Below are 17,503 nucleotides of genomic sequence, written 5' to 3' on the forward strand. Positions count from 1 at the left end.
AGCAGTGGACCGACACCGGTTGTCCCTTGTGCGACTTGTTATTTCAGCTCAGCACAGGTCTTGCCGAGTACGCGGCGAGCGACGATGAGCTGCTGGGTGCCCTCGGAGATGTCGAGGATCTTGCAGCCGGTTCTGAGCCATCTGCGTGTTGGACGCCGAATAGGCTGTGAGCTGTGCTGATTCGTCTCGCTACTGCTCGTTGATTCCTGCCCGTTCCGGACATGTGACGGCCGGTAGACGGCCTGGTGAGCGTCTGATCCGTAGTTGCCACCCAGCTGATGCGTAGCGGATTTCGTTCGTCGCTGAGGATGGCGTCGTCGGCCCAGAACTCCTGCAAGCGAGGATGTACCAGGCCGTCCGCACGGGAGAGGAGCCAACAACCGTGTTGCCGGTATCGAACGGTGACCAAGGTATGGTTTGAGACCGAGAGGTCCGCTCAGGTGAGTCGCAGACCTTCATGTTGGAAGCTACTCGAGGACATAATGATCAAGCTCGTCTCTGCTGCTTTGCTGATCGCGACGGCGGCCGCCACCCTGCAGCTCCTGCCCGCCGCGCCCGCACAAGCGCAGTCCCCCAGCTGTGCCAAAGCCATCGAGCTGATCAACGCCGCGATCGACATGAGCGGCGGCACCATGGACGATGCCACCACGCGAGCTTTGTCCGACAGACTGTCGGGCCTTGCCGCCCTGGCCGTTGGCGTAGAAAAGGATGCCATCACCGGCTACGCCAACGCCTTGGTCGATGAAAACATCACCGACCTGGACCCCGCCACGGACGAACTCAACCGCGTCTGCGCCTGAACCGTTGGGGCAGTGCGAAAGCACTCACGCGATCCGGACGTCGCGATGAATCCGGCCATTCGGCGTCTAGGCCGTGTTTAAGAAGTTGAGAGCCAGATGTTGATGGCGGCGATTTCGACGGTTGCTTTGTATCGGACCGCGAGCTTGTCGAATCGTGTTGCGACGGCACGGTTCTGTTTGAGCAGGTTGATGCCGCATTCGACGGCATGGCGCTGTTTGTAGGTGTCCTTGTCGAAGGCCGGCGCTCGCCCACCGGCCGAGCCTTTCTTGCGGCGGTTGGCGGCCTGGTCGACCTTCACCGGGATAGTCGCCTTGATACCGCGCCGCCGCAAGTAGGCCCGGTTGCCACGGGAGCTGTATGCCTTGTCCGCCAAGACCCGGTCGGGGCGGGTCCGCGCCCGCCCCGAGCCGACGCGCGGCACGCTGATCTGCTCGAGCACGACCTCGAACTGTGGACTGTCACCACGCTGACCAGCGGTGATCACCACCGCCAACGGCTTTCGTCCCTGCTCGCACGCCAGATGTGTCTTGGTGGTCCATCCGCCACGCGAGCGGCCCAACCCGTGATCGTCGGGCTCGGGATCATCCCCGGTGCACGGCGGTTCGGTCTGTAGGTCCCCTTTTCCGCGCACCAGCGGCATGCTGGTGCGCTCGCGCGATCGTGGAATCGACGCTGACATCCCAGGCGATCCGGCCTTCGGAGTCGGCGAGCGCTTGCAACGCCGACAGAATCCGGGTCCACACCCCGGCGCGCTGCCACCGTCGAAACAGCCCGTACACCGATTCCCACGATCCGTAGCACGCCGGCACATCCCGCCATGGCGACCCGACCCGGACTCGCCACCGAATCCCGTCAATGAGCTGCCGTTTCGTCCACTTCGGCGGGCGACCGGACTTCTTCCCGACGGGCAGCAACGGCTCGATCGCCACCCACTGCTCCTCGGTCAAGTCCGCCCGCCTCGTTGCTACGCTGATCACGAGGTCTCCGGTGTTCTGGTTCGTCTTGGTAAACAAACCATTTACCGGAGACCTCGCCCATTCCCAGTAAACGACACACCATGCCCGACAAGCGCTTTCACACCCGCGCGACCAACGCGAACCTACTTCTTAAACACGTCCTAGGTCGAACTGTCGCGAAATGATCTGAAACGCGATGGGATACACCCTCTGGCGACCGGCGATCCACCGCGCGCTGCGCGATCGGCTCATTCCACCGCGGCCTTGGCCTGCGGCCAGATGCGGGCCAGGTCGATCAGGTGCGCAAGCTCGGCGTCGAAATCGTGTGCGACCACGGGCAATGGCGGTGGTGCGCCGGTGCCAGCGGGCGGTAGGCCCGCCTTTCTGGCCTGCGCCGCCTGTATCAGCCGATGGGCGTAATCGGTAATACCCCGGTCCGATTCGGGCTCTCGCACAGTATTGCGTTGCATTTCACCGGTTTCGGCCGGGAGGTAAGTGCCCAGGTGGAGTATTGCGTCGCGGATCTCCACAGTCATTCGCAGTAGGCGGGTGGCTGGATCCGAGCCGTGCCGCGCATCGGCGGGCATGACGATCTCCGGGACCGCCGCGGTGAGATCACGCCACAGCGGCAATAGCCGACGGCAGGTTCTGGTGGCGCGATCCATACCCGCTCGCAGCACCAACTCCGCGACGAGTGGTATCGCGAGCAGTGTCGAATCGAACGCAACCCACAGGGTGAACGCAGCCTGAACCAACGACAGTTGTGGTCTGTCGGGCCATCCAGTGGCCAGCTGGGAAACCGAGAGTGCCTGCGCACCCCAGATAACGGTATTGCTGCCGATCAGTCCGATACACACGATCCGCGCCGCGCGCGGCGTATCGAGATCGCGGAGTGCGCCGAGGCAGCTGCGAGTGAACACGAACGTGTTGTAGGTGAGTGGTAGGGCGAAGGCACAACCGATGGCCAGTCCATCCCCCGCGAGGCGCAGGTCGACCGATCGTCCCGAGTATCGCGCCGATGCCGCGGCCAGGACTATCGAGGCCGTCGCGGCCAAGGCGAGGAGAGCGGTGTTGCGCTGGTGGCGCCATACGGTATCCGGCTCGGAATCGGCGCTGGCAAGCCGACCGATGCTGTTCAGGTATGTGGTGGTCATGAGAACGCAGCCCAGGGCAAGCTGATTCGCCGGGTCATCGATGGTCGGCGTCGATGCGCACCGGTAGATCAGCAGGGTCGCGATGCTCCACAGGCCCATGTGGTTTATGAGCCGATCGATAACAGCGCCGCCGCCGAGCCATATCCGACCCGACAGGAGAACCGTGACGTAGCCGATCACCGCCCAGGCCACGACTCCCGGTATCGGTGACGACATCGATGCATCCTCTTGGTCCGGCGGAACTCGTGCCCGTCGGAGGATACTGCCGCCTGGGCCGCACTACCACGCGGCGCCGGATCAGGGTCTCGTCCAGCAATGGGCGCGTCCATCAGGCCGTGGATGACGCAGCGGCGGCGCGGGTTCTATCGGCCTGGTGACGGCCCGAGACTCCGCGAGGGAAGTGGATGCTGACCCAGCAAACAAAAATCCGGTGCGGGTCATGCAGTCGACGCGCACCGGATTTCTGTTGTGGCACTTGCTATTTCAGCTCGGCGCTGGTCTTGCCGAGGACTCGGCGCGCCACGATGAGCTGCTGGATCTGCTGGGTGCCCTCGAAGATGTCGAGGATCTTCGAGTCGCGGCCCCACTTTTCGAGCAGGGTGCGCTGGGAGTAGCCGATGGCACCGGCCAATTCGACGGCCTTCAGGGTGACGTCGGTGCCGGTGCGGCCCGCCTTGGCCTTGGACATGGAGGCCTCGAGCGAATTCGGCTTCTTGTTGTCGGCCATCCATGCCGCGCGCAGGGCGAGCAGGTAGGCGGACTCGTAATCGGCTTCCATGCGCAGGAATTCGGCGGCCGCGGCGTGCTGATTGTTGGCCGGGATGTCATAGGAGATCTCGACACCTGCTTCGGTCAAGATGGCACGCAGCTCCTCGAGCGCTGCCCGCGCGACACCTACCGCCATCGCCGCGACGAGGGGACGGGTGTTGTCGAAGGTCTGCATGACCCCGGCAAAGCCCTTCTCCACGTTGACTTCCGGGCTGCCGAGGATGTTGTCCTTCGGAATCCGACAGTCCTGCAACAGCAGTACCGCGGTATCGGAGGCCTTGATGCCGAGTTTGTGCTCGAGCCGGGCAACCGAAAGACCCGGAGCGTCCCGAGGCACCACGAACGACTTGATCGCGGCGCGGCCGAGGCTGCGGTCCACCGACGCCCACACCACGATGTGGGTGGAGCGCTGGCCCGCGGTCACGAAGATCTTCTCGCCGTTGAGCACCCACTCGTCGCCATCGAGCACGGCGGTGGTGGTGACGGCGGCCGAGTCGGAGCCGAAGGACGGCTCGGTGATCGCCATCGAGGCCCACACCTTGCCGAAACGCTCGAGCTGCTCATCGGTGGCGACGGCCGCGATGGCCGCGTTGCCGAGACCCTGGTAGGGGATCGAGAGCATCAGGCCGACGTCGCCCCAGGAGGTCTCCAGCGCGTTCAGCAGCGCGGACATGTTGCCGCCGTTGGTGTTGCCGAGCAGTTCGGTGGCGTGCTGGTCCCCATCGGAGCGGCCACCGGCCGCGCCGCCGATCTTCTGGGTGCCGGAGTCGGCGAGCCCCTCGACCATGGCGGCCATGGTGTCCAGCTCGACCGGGTAGTCGTGTTCGCCGAGGTCGTATTTGCGCGAGATCGGCCGGAAGATCTCCTTGGCGACCTGATGGGCTTGGTTGGCGCTGGCCCGCAGCTTCTTGGGGAGTTCGAGATTGATCATGGAATATCTCCTGGAAGTCGAGGAACCAGCCGGTCAGATGAGCACGACACCTTCGGCGACGCCGATGGCCCGCAGATCGCGGTACCAGCGCTCGACCGGGTGTTCCTTGGTGAAGCCGTGGCCGCCGAGCAGCTGCACACCGTCGAGACCGATCTGCATGCCCTTATCGGTGGCGAGCTTGCGGGCCAGCGCTGCCTCGCGGGCATAGGACAGCCCCTGCTCCGCGCGTGAGGCACCCCGCAGGGTCACCAGCCGCAGGCCGTCCAGTTCGATCGCCATATTCGCGACCATGAATGCGACCGCCTGGCGGTGCGAGATCGGCTCGCCGAACGCCTCGCGCTCGTTCACATACGGAATCACGTAGTCCAGCACGGCCTGACCGGTGCCGATGGCGAGCGAGGCCCAGCCGAGGCGAGCCAGGCGCACCGCATCGGCATATTCCTCGGCGCGGATCTTGGCGTCGTCCTCGCCGAGGACGGCGTCCGCGCCGACCGCGACATTGTTGAGCAGCAGACGACCGAGGCCAGCGGCGCGCAGACCCATGCTCGGATCGGCCTCCACGACCAGACCCTGGCTGTCGGACGGCACGATGAACAGGGCCGGGCGGCCGTCGAGTTCGGCGGCCACAATGAACAGTTCGGCATCACCGGCGGCCGGGACCAGGCTCTTCACGCCGTTGAGGCGGTAGCCGCTGGGCGAACGGGTCGCTTTGGTCTGCAGGGCGAACGGGTCGAACAGGGCGCGCGGCTCGCTGATCACGACCGCGGCCTGCGGCACATTCTCGCCGGTGAAGGCGGGCAGGTAGGTCTGCTGCTGCGCATCGGTACCCCACTGGGACAGGGCGACCGCGACACCGCTCGGCGCGAGAATCGGCAGCGCCAGGCCCATATCGCCGTGTGCGAGCGCCTCGGCGACCAGCGAGTTGGTGACCGCGCCGCGCTCGGCGGCCGCGCCTTCCAACTCCTCGGGCACGTTGATCAGGGTGATGCCGAGTTCGGCGGCACGCTCGAGCAGGTCGCGCGGCGCCTTCGCGGCGTTATCGGCCTCGTAGGCGGCCGGGCGCAGGATCTCGGCGGCGAATTCCCGCACCGTCTCGACGATCATCTGCTGCTCGTCGCTGGGGGTCAGGTCGAAGAAGTCCTTCTTCTTGGACTCGTTGGCGGCCAGGCGCTTCGGAGCGCCACCACCGGCAACCTTGCCGAATACGCGAGTCGCGGCACCCAGGGTGCGGAATCCGGTCTTGGTGCCTTCGTAGGTGACTCGCTCGATCGGCTTGCGCAGGTTGTACTTCTCGGCGAGTTCCGAACCGGTAATGGTCGTCATCACCCGCATGGCCGCGCCCATCCAGTCCCGCTTGGGGTGGTTCAAGCCGACCGCGGACGTGTCTGGACGTCGCGTCGTTGCGCTGTCTCGAGTGCTCATCATCACCTGTTTTCTCGGGTGGGTGGGGTGAGGTCTTGTCCCAGCTATCTTACTCCTGAGTAAGGCTATCTTACTCCGGAGTAAGAAGTACGTCGAGGTGCAGCATACGCCGCCGAATTGTGTCAGGCTGGTCGAGTGCCCAAATTCGCGGGGCGACAGCTATCCGCCATCGCTGTGCTCTTTGCCGCACTACTCACCGCCTTCGCCGAGCGCTATGGCTATCACCGGGACGAGCTGTACTTTCTCGCGGCGGGTCGACATCTTGATTGGGGCTACCCGGATCAGCCGCCGCTGACCCCGCTGCTCGCCCGCGCGATGGCGGCAATCGATGCCAATTCGTTACTGCTGCTGCGTCTTCCGTCGATCGTGGCGGCGACGTTCGTTGTCGTTGCCGCCGGGCTGATGGCGCGTGAACTCGGTGGTGGTCGCGCGGCGCAGGTGCTGGCTTCGGCCACGGTCGCGAGTGCGGCGATGGTCCTTGGCGTCGGTCATCTGCTCACCACCACGTCCTTCGATATGGCGGCGTTGGCGTTGGTCTGTCTGCTGGTACTGAAACTGCTGCGCGACCCACCAGCGGATCCGCGGCTCTGGCTCGGGGTGGGCCTGGTCGTCGGGATCGGGTTGCAGAACAAGGTGCTGCTGATCTTCCCCGTGGCGGCACTGGTGCTGGCGCTGTTGCTCGTCGGTTCGCGAAAGGTATTCGCTACCAGATACTTTCCGATGGCGGTCGGGCTGGCTGTAGTCATCTGGCTGCCGTATCTGCTGTGGCAGGCGCACAATGGCTGGCCGCAGTGGGGGATGAGTCGGGCGATCGCGGGCGGATCCTCTGGAACCTCGGATTCTCCGGTGGCGTTCGTGCTGTTGCAATTCGGGCTGATGGGGCCATTGCTGGTGCCGCTGTGGGCATGTGGGCTCCGGCGATTGTGGCGGGATCCGCGTTGGCGCGCCTTCCCGGTCGCGTATGCGGTGCTGTTCATGGTGTTCGCGGTCAGCGGTGGCAAGGCGTACTACCTGGGTGGGATGTATCCGATCCTGTTGGCCGCCGGTGCGATACCGGTCGCGGACTGGCTGGGCAGTCGGCGAATCCGTTGGGCGGCAGTGGGTTCGGTGATCGCGGTGAACACGGTCGGCTCGGCGGTGCTGTTCCTGCCAGTGCTCCCCATCGCGGTGCTGAAGGATTCGCCGGTGCTCGCGATCAACTACGACGCCGGCGAAACCATCGGCTGGCCGCAATTCGTGCGTCGGATCGCCGAGGTGCGGGCTACGCTCGGCCCCGATATCGCCATCCTTACCGCCAATTCGGGCGAGGCGGGCGCTATCGAACACTTCGGCGGCGAATACGAACTACCCACGCCGCACAGCGGCCACAACTCCTATTGGTGGTGGGGCCCACCCAGTGATACGGCCACCGAGATCATCGCTGTCGGTCTCGACCGCGATCACCTGACGCGATTTTTCGCCGAGGTCGATCCTGTCGGCCGCATCGACAATGGTCTCGGTATCGACAATGACGAACAAGGCCAACCGCTGTTCGTCTGCCGCAAACCGCGAGCACTCTGGTCCGAACTGTGGCCACAGGCGAAATATCTTGGCTGACCGATCAGATCGAATGATCTTGGTTGCCAAGAAAATTGGTGCGACTCAGGGCCATCCGCGCGTCTCGCGGCTACGAAGAACAATCGACGCCTGTCGACATGGTGCCGTCCAGGGCGCTCGGTCACGCTCTTCCGCCGAGACTGCTTTCCGCTCCACAAGAAGGAGATGTCATGGTTACTCGGATTTTCGATCAGTTCGTCTCCGCGATCATCAATTTGATAGGCATGCTGATCATTCCGTGAACCGGGTTGCCCGGGGCGGACCTCCGTCCCGGGCAACAAACCAGCGCGGCTGTTAGGTTGTGCCGCATGGCAAGACGGCCGCGGCGGCGGCGACTAAGGGCAACGCTGCTCACAGCGGCAGTTACGGCGGGCATCATTACCGGAGCGACGGCCGCGGCGCAGACGCCCGCCGGATCGTGTGCGGATGGCTGGGACGTATCGACGATCGTCGGCGGAGTCGGGAATCTGGAGAATCTCGATACCGATGGTGTCGGCGGTTTCTACGTCACCGGAATAGTCGACGGGTACCTGGCCCATATCGACGCCGCAGGCGAGTTCGAGACGCTCGTAACCGGACTGGACCATCCGGCCGGAGTGCGCGTCGTCGGCCGGTCCGTCTACTTCGTCACCGGCGACGGCCTGGCCGAAGCGCCGGGCACCTTGCGGCGCTATGACATCGACACCGGTGCCGTGACGATTCTGCTCACGGACCTCCCCGGTCCCAACGGACTGCTCGAGCTGCCCGATGGAGACCTCCTCTTCGCCACGATCGAGATCTCCGGCCCGGCGACCGGTATCTCGCGGTATCGGCCGGCGACCGGTGAGTACACGCGGAGCTGGTCCAGCCTGCCGTGGACGAATGGGCTGGCGCTCGCCCCCGACGGGACGTCGATCTACACCGACAATATGACCATGCGCGTCTTCCGCGTCCCGCTCGATGACCCCAACAACCCGACCGTTGTTGCCGGCCCCCCCAACTTGCTCGCGCTGCCCGACGATATGGAAGCCACCCGCGCTGGCCAACTCTTTGTCGCCGACCACATCCAGGGCGCCGTCTACCAGATCGATCCGGCCACCGGCGCCGCATGCACGATCATCACCGGCCTGATCAAACCCGGCCCGATGCGCAATCCACCGGACGGCGCGACCTCCGTGCGGATCGCGCGCGACGGTGACGGCTGGGCGCTGTATGTCACGAGCATGGACGGAATCTTGCGTCGGCTGCGTCCACCGTCAGGAATCGACCTGACCCCGGCCGATCCGCGACGCTAGAAAAGCAGCGGCTGGGTCAGGGGTGCAGCCGCGCGAGTACCTCGTCGTGCAGTAGGCCGTTGGTGGCGATGGCGTCACCGCCGTGCGGGCCCGCTTCACCGCTGAGCGCGGTGAAGCGGCCGCCCGCCTCGCGGACCAGGATGTCGAGCGCGGCCAGATCCCACAGGGATACTTCGGGTTCGGTGGCGATATCGACCGCGCCCTCGGCGAGCAGGCAGTAGCTGAGGAAGTCGCCGTAGCCGCGCACGCGCCACACTTTGTCGGTGAGGTCGAGGAACTTATCGCGCAGACCGCGCTCGCGCCAGCCGGACAGGCTGGAAAAGGCCAGGCTGGACGAGCCGAGTTCACCTACGGCGGAGACCGAAATCGGTTTCGGCGCATCGGAATCGAAACTGGCCAAGGCGCCGGAACCGGCCGCGGCCCACCACCGCCGGGTCAGCGCGGGCGCGCTCACCACACCGACCACCGGCACACCATCCTCGAGCAGTGCGATCAATGTCGCCCAAATCGGCACGCCCCGCACGAAGTTCTTGGTGCCATCGATCGGATCGATCACCCACTGCCGCCCGCTGAACTCGACGTCACCACCGAACTCCTCACCGAGCACCGAATCCCCCGGCCGCTCCTGCCCCAGCACCTGCCGGATCGCCTGCTCCACCGCCAGATCCGCATCCGAAACCGGCGTCAGATCCGGCTTCGAATCCACCTTCAGATCCAACGCACCGAACCGCCCCCGGGTAATGACATCGGCTACGTCGGCCAAGCGCAGAGCAAGTTCGAGATCAGAGGAGTAGTCAGCCACCTCCGAACCCTAACCCCAGACCGAAACCCCTCCTGACAGGACGTCACGCGGGCGCGAACCACAGGCACCCGAGGACATCGAGCAGCACTTCCGCGACCCCTCGGTCACTCGGCCACCCCACACCTCGGCACTTGCCGCATACCCTTGACTACCTCGCATAGGTCGTACGTCTGTGTGCGAGGAAGCCACGAGATATGCGATAACGCCGGGTCGGCACGTCCGCGGCGGGTCGGTCAGGCGGCGGGGATGGAGCGGGCGGCGGTGAGGGCGGTTGCCCACCAGTGCAATTGGTCGAGCATCGCCGTTGCGGCGGCGGCGGGTTCGTCCGGTTCGAGGAGTCCGCCTTCGGCGTCGAAGAGCAGGTAGTAGCGGGGGAAGGTGACGTAGTTGCGGATGGTGTGGGCGTTGAGTTCGTTGAAGACCTGGCGCAGGTGTTCGATGGCGAGCAGACCGCCGCTCGCGCCGCTGTAGCCGACGAAACCGATTGCCTTGCGGTCCCATTGGGTGAAATGCCAGTCGATGGCCGCCTTCAGTGAGGCCGGGTAGCTGCGGTTGTAGTCGGGGGTGAGGATGACGAACGCGTCGGCTTCCCCGAGCCGCCTGGTGAGATCGGTCATCCCGGCCGGGCGTTCCGGATCGGGATCTAGCATCGGGGAGACCGCGGGCAATGCCAATGGCAGTTCGACCTCGGCCAAGTCGATGAGGTCGATCTCGAACCCGCCGTGGCGGGTGGCCTGCTCGACGAACCAGGAGGCGACGGCCGGGGCGAAGCGTCCCTCCCGGACACTGCCGATGATCACCGCGAGCTTCAAGGTGGACATGGTGTTCTCCTTCGGTATCCGACGCGACCGGGTGGTCGCCGTTGGTTCAAATCTGCTGCCCGGCATCGCGACCAGGAAGGCCGCGCTGAGAGTGGTAGTGGCAGGGACACCCTCCGCGGCGACCGCGCTTGTACCGTCGAGGAGTGAGCGATAACGAGTTGGGCTTGTTCCTGCGCACTCGCCGTGAAGCGGTGACGCCGGCCCAGGTCGGGCTGCCCACCGGACCGCGCCGCCGCACCCCGGGCCTGCGTCGCGCCGAACTGGCCACGCTGGCCGGAGTGAGTGTCGAATACATCACGCGGCTGGAACAGGGCCGCGATCGTCGACCCTCGCCGCCGGTGCTGTCCGCACTCGCCGACGCACTCGCCTTGGCGCCGAGCGAACGCATCCACCTGCACCGGCTCACGAAGTCGGCCGACGCCGGTTTCAGCTGCATGGGCGGCGCGCAGCCGCCGCGCGAGGTGCGCCCCGCGGTGCGCGCCATCCTCGATCGGCTCGAACCCGCGCCCGCGCTGGTCGTCAACCGGCTGCGGGAAGTGCTCGCTTGGACCGAGGGCTATGAGCGCCTGATGGCGCCGATCGGACTACTCGACGATGCGTACCGCGCCAACCTCGCACTATTCGTCTTCACCGACCCGCGCGCCCGAACCGCCTATCCGGACTGGGACCACATCGCCGACGAACTGGTCGCCGCGCTGAAGCAGGGCCCGTTCCGCGCCGATCCGCATATCGCGGCCCTGGCCGATGAACTCACCGTCGCCGCCGGTACCGAGTTCACCCGCCGCGTCGAATCCGTCCCCAGCCTCGCCGCGGCCACCGGCACCACCCGCCTGAGCCATCCCGAGGCGGGCGCGCTTCGCCTCACCTACGAAACCCTCGAACTCTCCGCCGACGACGACCAGCAACTGATCGTCTACCTCCCCGCCGACGACGCCACCGCCGCCGCGCTGGATTCCCTCGCCGGTCGCCGCCCAGGTGGGCTCCGTGCCGTTTCCGGCTGACGACGGTTCCGTAAGCCCGGAATCGATGGCTCTGAGCATGCACTTTCCCGTCGTATCGGGCCATCTCTGCCGGGCTTCGTGCGGAAAAGCGCATATTCGGGGCGTCGGCCGGGTAGGTGTCGAGAGCGCCACCAGTACCTGAGCACCGCCGCCATGTGCCCGTGTATTTCACCGTCTCAACCGCGCCCAGTAGGCTTGAGCATCGTGCATCCTGACGTTTCCGCTGATATCGCCGAACTCGACGCCACTCTCAAGACCGTCGAGTCGGTCCTCGATGTCGAGGAGCTGCGTCGACGGATCGATGAGCTCGAGCACCAGGCCGCCGATCCCGATCTGTGGAACAACCAGGAGCACGCACAGCGGGTCACCAGTGAGCTGTCGCATGCCCAGAGCGAGTTGCGCCGGGTCGAGGAGCTGCGGCAGCGGCTCGACGATCTATCGGTGCTCTATGAATTGGCCGAGGAAGAAGAGGGCGAGGCCAGGGTGGTCGCGCTCGCCGACGCCGATGGCGAACGGGCCACGCTGCACGGTGATGTGGAGGCCATGGAGGTCCGCACGCTGCTCTCGGGCGAGTACGACAAGCGCGAGGCGCTGGTCAATATTCGCTCCGGCGCGGGTGGCGTGGACGCCGCCGACTGGGCCGAGATGCTGATGCGCATGTACATCCGCTGGGCGGACCGGCACAAGTACGCCGTCGAGGTCTACGACACCTCTTACGCCGAAGAGGCGGGCATCAAGAGCACTACCTTCGCGGTGAAATCGCCCTACGCCTATGGCACCCTCTCGGTGGAGATGGGCACGCACCGGCTGGTCCGGATCAGCCCGTTCGACAACCAGGGCCGCCGCCAGACCTCCTTCGCCGAGGTCGAGGTGCTGCCGGTGGTCGAGACCACCGACCACATCGAGATTCCGGAGGGCGAGGTCCGCGTGGACGTGTACCGCTCGTCGGGTCCGGGCGGTCAGAGCGTCAACACCACTGACTCGGCTGTGCGCCTCACCCATATCCCCACCGGCATCGTGGTCACCTGTCAGAACGAGAAGTCCCAACTGCAGAACAAGATTTCGGCCATGCGCGTGTTGCAGGCCAAACTGCTCGAGCGCAAGCGACTGGAGGAGCGCGCCGAGATGGACGCGCTCAAGACCAACGAGGGCGCGTCCTGGGGCAACCAGATGCGCTCCTATGTGCTGCACCCGTACCAGATGGTCAAGGATCTGCGCACCAACTACGAAGTCAACAATCCGAGTGCCGTGCTCGACGGCGATATCGATGGTTTCATCGAATCCGGAATTCGTTGGCGAATGCGAGAGCAGGCGAGCTAGTTGGACGTACCCCAGGCTTTCTCCACGTCCACCGACTTCACCACTTGGTTGCGGTCCTCTGGTCTCGAGATCGTCCTGTACATCCTTGGGGCGATGCTGTTCAGCCGGTTCGCCACCTTCATCAGAAACCGGATCACCCGCAGGATCGACGCGAGCTTCCGCAGCAGCGATGCGCTGGTGCGCTCCGAGGCGGCCAAACATCGCCATGCGCTGGCCCAAGTGGTCACCTGGGTGGTGCTGACGATCGTCTATGTCCTGGTGGGCATCGAGGTGCTGCGCCGGTTCGGCTTCGGTGTCACTGGCCTGGTTGCGCCAGCCGCTGTACTCGGCGCCGCGCTCGGTTTCGGCGCGCAACGCATTGTGCAGGACATTCTCGCCGGATTCTTCTTGATCACCGAGCGGCAGTACGGATTTGGTGATGTGGTTCGCATCGCCGTCACTGGATCTGCGGAGCAGGCCGAGGGTACGGTCGAGGACGTCACGTTGCGGATCACCACACTGCGCAATGCCGATGGTGAGGTGATCACCGTGCCCAACGGCCAGATCGTGAAAGTCACGAATCTGTCCAAGGATTGGGCGCGTGCCGCCATCGATGTGCCGGTTGCGGCCAGCGCCGATATCACCAGGGTCAACGAGATCTTGCACGAGGTCGGTACAAGGGCGTACGAGGACCCAAGGTTGAAGCCGCTGTTGCTCGACGAGCCCACCGTGATGGGTGTCGAAGACCTGACAGTGGACCAGATGAACATCCGAATGGTTGCCCGAACGTTGCCGGGTAAACAATTCGAGGTCGGTCGCGAGTTGCGGGTGCGAGTCGCCGCAGCGCTGCGCCGGGAGGGAATCAGTGAGACCACGTAGATCCACGGCGATCCTGCTGGCAACATGGATCGCCACGTTCGTGTTGTATCTGTTCGTCAAGCCCGATCAACCGATCGTGCAATCGCCGGAGAAAGTCAACATCGTTCCGGCAGCAGTGAATACCGCTACACCCGGGCATTGACCAGATGTAGCTACTGGCTGCGCGGCGGTTGCTGGTTACACTGGCTAGCCGTGATCGCTATGCGGAACGTGACCAAGTCGTATCAGACCTCGACGCGACCCGCGCTGGACAACATCACCGTCGATGTGGGTAAAGGCGAGTTCGTCTTCATCATCGGCCCGTCCGGTTCGGGCAAGTCGACCTTCATGCGACTACTGCTGAAAGAAGAGGCCCCGACCGCGGGCGAGATTCGGGTCGCCGACTTCCGAGTCGACCGGCTACCCGGGCGGAAGGTGCCGAAGTTGCGCCAGCGCATGGGGTGCGTCTTCCAGGACTTCCGGCTGCTGCAGCAGAAGACCGTCGCACAGAACGTCGCGTTCGCGCTGGAGGTGATCGGTAAGCGGCGCCAGTTCATCCACCGGACCGTGCCCGAGGTGCTCGATATGGTCGGGCTCGGCGGCAAGGCCGACCGGTTGCCACATGAACTGTCCGGTGGTGAGCAGCAGCGCGTCGCGATCGCCAGGGCCTTTGTGAACCGGCCGCTGGTCCTGCTCGCCGATGAGCCGACCGGCAACCTCGATCCGGACACCAGTGGCGACATCATGCTGTTGCTGGAGCGGATCAACCGCATCGGCACCACCGTGGTGATGGCGACACACGACAATCACATCGTCGACGCGATGCGCAAGCGGGTGGTGGAGTTGGACCGCGGCCGTCTGATTCGCGATGATGCGATCGGCGTCTACGGGGTGGGCCGGTAATGCGCGCTGGATTCCTGCTCAACGAGGTCCTCACCGGCCTGCGTCGCAATGTCACCATGACCATCGCGATGATCCTGACCACCGCGGTGTCGCTGACCATGCTCGGCGGCGGTCTGCTCGCCTTGCGGATCGCGGACAAGACCCAGAACTACTTCATGGATCGGGTCGAGATCCGGCTCTACCTCAGCGACCTGGTCTCGGCGACCGATACGGACTGTTCCCAGCAACCGTGTCAGCTGCTGATGTCGGATCTGAAGAAGACCGACGGCGTGGTCTCGGTCCAGTTCGTCAACAGCGACGAGGCGATGAAGGAAGCCACCGAGGTGACCTTCAAGGATCAGCCCGAAATGCTGGACATGATCAAGGACACCCGGCTGCCCGCGTCGTTGCGCGTGAAGATGACCGATGCCGACCAGTATCCGCGGATCTACCAGACGTTCCGCGATAAGCCCGGCATCCAGAGCGTGCTGAACGATAAGGACACCGTGGACCGGCTGGTCGGGGTGTTCGACGGACTGCGGAATGCCGCGTTCGGGTTGGCGGGGCTGCAGGCATTGGCCGCGCTGTTGTTGATCGCGAATATGGTGCAGATCGCGGCCTTCAGCAGGCGGGAAGAGGTCGGAATCATGCGGATGGTCGGCGCGACGCGCTGGTATACCCAGTTGCCATTCCTGTTGGAGGCCGTGGTCGCGGCATTGGCGGGGTCGATTCTGGCGGTCGCTGGCTTGTTCCTGGCACAGCCGCTGGTGGTGAATCGTGGGTTGGGCGCGTTGTTCAGCAGCAACGTCTTTCCGCACCTCACCGGTGAGGACATCGCCTTGGTCTCGCTGACCATCGCGCCACTCGGCATCGTCTTCGCCGCGATAACGGCCTACGGCACCCTGCGGTACTACGTCCGCGACTAGGCCGAGTTCAGGTTATCCACATGAGGAGTACTCGGCGCGTCACCTGTGATCCACGCCGGTGTAGGGGTTCCGCTGTCCGACCGCGCTCGTAGGATGGGCCGGGTGGAATCCTCCGATGCTTTCGCGGCTGTTCTGACCGATGGCGCCCCCGTCGCCGAATCCGGTGCGGCACAAGAGGTTCTACGCCGCGTGTTCGGCTACGACAGCTTCCGTGGCGATCAGCGGGAGATCGTGGAGCATGTGGTCGGCGGCGGGGATGCGCTGGTGCTGATGCCGACCGGTGGCGGTAAGTCGCTGTGCTACCAGGTGCCTGCGCTGGTGCGTCCCGGTGTCGGTGTGGTGGTGTCGCCGCTGATCGCATTGATGCAGGATCAGGTGGACGCGCTCAGTGCGCTCGGCGTGCGCGCCGGATTCCTGAACTCCACCCAGTTCCCGGATGAGCGCCGAATGGTGGAGGCGCAATTCGTCGCGGGCGAGTTGGACCTGCTCTACCTCGCGCCGGAGCGGCTGCGCCTGGAATCGACGGCCGCTCTGCTGGACCGCGGCAAGGTGGCGTTGTTCGCGATCGACGAGGCGCACTGCGTCTCCCAGTGGGGTCACGACTTCCGCCCCGACTATCTCGCCCTGTCGATGCTGCACGAGCGCTGGCCGGAGGTGCCGCGCATCGCGCTCACCGCGACCGCAACGGCCAAAACCAGCGATGAGATCGTCGAGCGGCTCGACCTCGGCTCCGCCAGGCAATTCGTCGCCAGCTTCGACCGGCCGAACATCCAGTATCGGATCGAACCCAAGAACCGGCCGGATCGGCAGTTGCTGGAGTTCATCAAGGCCGAGCATGCCGGGGATGCGGGCATCGTCTACTGCCTATCGCGCAATTCGGTGGAGAAGACCGCGGCCTTCCTCACCGAGAACGGCGTCGCCGCCGTTCCGTATCACGCGGGGTTGGATTCGCGCACCCGCGCCGCCAACCAGTCGCGATTCCTGCGCGAGGACGGCCTGATCGTGGTCGCCACCATCGCCTTCGGCATGGGCATCGACAAGCCGGACGTGCGCTTCGTCGCCCATCTCGATCTGCCGAAGTCGGTGGAGGGCTATTACCAGGAGACCGGGCGAGCGGGTCGTGACGGACTGCCATCGACCGCGTGGATGGTCTACGGACTCGCCGATGTGGTGCAGCAGCGCAAGATGATCGACTCCTCCGACGGCGACGCCGCGCATCGCAGGCAGCTCCAGCTGCATCTGGACGCGATGCTCGCGCTGTGTGAAACGGTGTCCTGCAGGCGGACTCAGCTGCTGGCCTACTTCGGGCAGCCGGGCCAGGCCTGCGGCAACTGCGACACCTGCCTGACTCCGCCGGAGTCATGGGACGGTACGGTGCCCGCGCAGAAGGTGCTGTCCACGGTGCTGCGACTGAAACGTGAACGCGGACAGAGCTTCGGCGCGGGGCATATCGTCGACATTCTGCTCGGCAAATCGAATCCTAAAGTGCTGCAACATGATCACCACGAGCTGAAGGTATTCGGGATCGGCACCGATCTGCGCGATGTCGAATGGCGAGGTGTCGTCAGGCAATTGCTCGCACAGGGTCTACTGGCCGTGCACGGTGACTACGGGGTGCTCATCCTCACCGAGGCCAGTAACGAGGTCCTGTTCGAGGGTAGGGAAGTGCTGCTGCGCCGCGAACCCGAACGCGCGGTGAAACCGGCCAGGGCGGCTCGTACCGCGAAGGTGGGCAAGGCCGCGGCTGCCGATCTGGCCCCTGCCGACGTGCCGGTCTTCGAGAAGCTGCGCGAATGGCGGGCGGTGACGGCCAAGGAACAGGGGGTGCCCGCCTACGTCGTATTCCATGACGCGACGCTGCGGGAGATCGCCGCACGCAAGCCCGCGAACCTGTCCGAACTCGGGACGGTCGGCGGCGTCGGTGAGAACAAGCTGGCCAAGTACGGCGAAGGAGTGCTGGAGGTACTCACCAGAAAGTGACCCTGGGCGGCGGGTTTCGAGGAGTTTCGAGC

Annotated in this window: 15 protein-coding genes; 9 read left to right on the forward strand and 6 right to left on the reverse strand. The window is 65.1% G+C overall.

Going from position 1 to position 17,503, the window contains the following annotated elements; all coding sequences use genetic code 11:
- Window positions 1-482 precede the first annotated feature (482 nt).
- Complete coding sequence (locus ACQP1G_RS09270; protein WP_433200863.1) at window positions 483-800, forward strand: hypothetical protein; 318 nt, start codon at window positions 483-485, stop codon at window positions 798-800.
- 77 nt (window positions 801-877) lie between these two features.
- Here ACQP1G_RS09270 and ACQP1G_RS09275 read toward each other — a convergent pair.
- The 4 genes from ACQP1G_RS09275 to ACQP1G_RS09290 form a co-directional block, all read right to left on the reverse strand.
- Window positions 878-1,778 (reverse strand): IS5 family transposase gene (locus tag ACQP1G_RS09275; protein WP_433193824.1). Its coding sequence is split into 2 segments (ribosomal slippage): window positions 878-1,411 and window positions 1,413-1,778, totalling 900 coding nucleotides; the frame shifts between segments, so codons are not numbered across the junction.
- A gap of 227 nt (window positions 1,779-2,005) precedes the next feature.
- Window positions 2,006-3,127 carry an MAB_1171c family putative transporter gene (locus ACQP1G_RS09280; protein ID WP_433200866.1) on the reverse strand — a complete coding sequence of 374 codons (1,122 nt, stop codon included), beginning with the start codon at window positions 3,125-3,127 and terminating at the stop codon, window positions 2,006-2,008.
- Between the two features lie 262 nt (window positions 3,128-3,389).
- Window positions 3,390-4,610: an acyl-CoA dehydrogenase family protein gene (locus ACQP1G_RS09285; protein WP_433200869.1), complete on the reverse strand. Its 1,221-nt coding sequence runs from the start codon at window positions 4,608-4,610 to the stop codon at window positions 3,390-3,392.
- 33 nt (window positions 4,611-4,643) lie between these two features.
- Entirely contained in the window at window positions 4,644-6,038 is a 1,395-nt protein-coding gene (locus tag ACQP1G_RS09290) for an acyl-CoA dehydrogenase family protein (protein WP_433200872.1), read from the reverse strand.
- Window positions 6,039-6,167: 129 nt separating this feature from the next.
- Here ACQP1G_RS09290 and ACQP1G_RS09295 point away from each other — a divergent pair, with 129 nt between their 5' ends.
- Both ACQP1G_RS09295 and ACQP1G_RS09300 read left to right on the forward strand, forming a co-directional pair.
- Complete coding sequence (locus tag ACQP1G_RS09295; RefSeq protein ID WP_433200875.1) at window positions 6,168-7,628, forward strand: ArnT family glycosyltransferase; 1,461 nt, start codon at window positions 6,168-6,170, stop codon at window positions 7,626-7,628.
- 308 nt (window positions 7,629-7,936) lie between these two features.
- A complete protein-coding gene (locus ACQP1G_RS09300) occupies window positions 7,937-8,902 on the forward strand; it encodes an SMP-30/gluconolactonase/LRE family protein (protein ID WP_433200878.1) in 966 nt (321 codons plus the stop codon).
- 16 nt (window positions 8,903-8,918) lie between these two features.
- On the opposite strand, the gene hisN is transcribed toward ACQP1G_RS09300, so the two are convergent.
- Window positions 8,919-9,704, reverse strand: a complete 786-nt coding sequence (hisN, locus tag ACQP1G_RS09305) for a histidinol-phosphatase (RefSeq protein ID WP_433200881.1) — start codon at window positions 9,702-9,704, stop codon at window positions 8,919-8,921.
- A 233-nt stretch (window positions 9,705-9,937) separates the two neighbouring features.
- Complete coding sequence (locus ACQP1G_RS09310) at window positions 9,938-10,525, reverse strand: NADPH-dependent FMN reductase (RefSeq protein ID WP_433200884.1); 588 nt, start codon at window positions 10,523-10,525, stop codon at window positions 9,938-9,940.
- Window positions 10,526-10,668: 143 nt separating this feature from the next.
- On the opposite strand from ACQP1G_RS09310, the gene ACQP1G_RS09315 reads away from it, so the two are divergent.
- The 6 genes from ACQP1G_RS09315 to recQ all read left to right on the forward strand — a co-directional run bounded on the left by ACQP1G_RS09315 (window position 10,669) and on the right by recQ (window position 17,471).
- Window positions 10,669-11,526, forward strand: coding sequence for a helix-turn-helix transcriptional regulator (locus tag ACQP1G_RS09315; RefSeq protein WP_433200887.1), 858 nt, complete (start codon window positions 10,669-10,671; stop codon window positions 11,524-11,526).
- Between the two features lie 204 nt (window positions 11,527-11,730).
- Window positions 11,731-12,846 (forward strand): peptide chain release factor 2, encoded by a 1,116-nt coding sequence (prfB, locus tag ACQP1G_RS09320; protein WP_433200890.1) that lies wholly within the window; start codon window positions 11,731-11,733, stop codon window positions 12,844-12,846.
- Window positions 12,847-13,704, forward strand: coding sequence for a mechanosensitive ion channel family protein (locus tag ACQP1G_RS09325; protein WP_433200893.1), 858 nt, complete (start codon window positions 12,847-12,849; stop codon window positions 13,702-13,704).
- Between the two features lie 201 nt (window positions 13,705-13,905).
- Window positions 13,906-14,586, forward strand: a complete 681-nt coding sequence (gene ftsE / locus ACQP1G_RS09330; RefSeq protein WP_433208342.1) for a cell division ATP-binding protein FtsE — start codon at window positions 13,906-13,908, stop codon at window positions 14,584-14,586.
- A complete protein-coding gene (gene ftsX / locus ACQP1G_RS09335; protein ID WP_433200896.1) occupies window positions 14,586-15,491 on the forward strand; it encodes a permease-like cell division protein FtsX in 906 nt (301 codons plus the stop codon). Before ftsE ends, ftsX begins: the two co-directional genes overlap by 1 nt.
- A gap of 102 nt (window positions 15,492-15,593) precedes the next feature.
- Complete coding sequence (gene recQ, locus ACQP1G_RS09340) at window positions 15,594-17,471, forward strand: DNA helicase RecQ (protein WP_433200899.1); 1,878 nt, start codon at window positions 15,594-15,596, stop codon at window positions 17,469-17,471.
- Window positions 17,472-17,503 lie beyond the last annotated feature (32 nt).

It is taken from the genome of Nocardia sp. CA-107356 (assembly GCF_050946365.1).
Lineage (GTDB): Bacteria > Actinomycetota > Actinomycetes > Mycobacteriales > Mycobacteriaceae > Nocardia.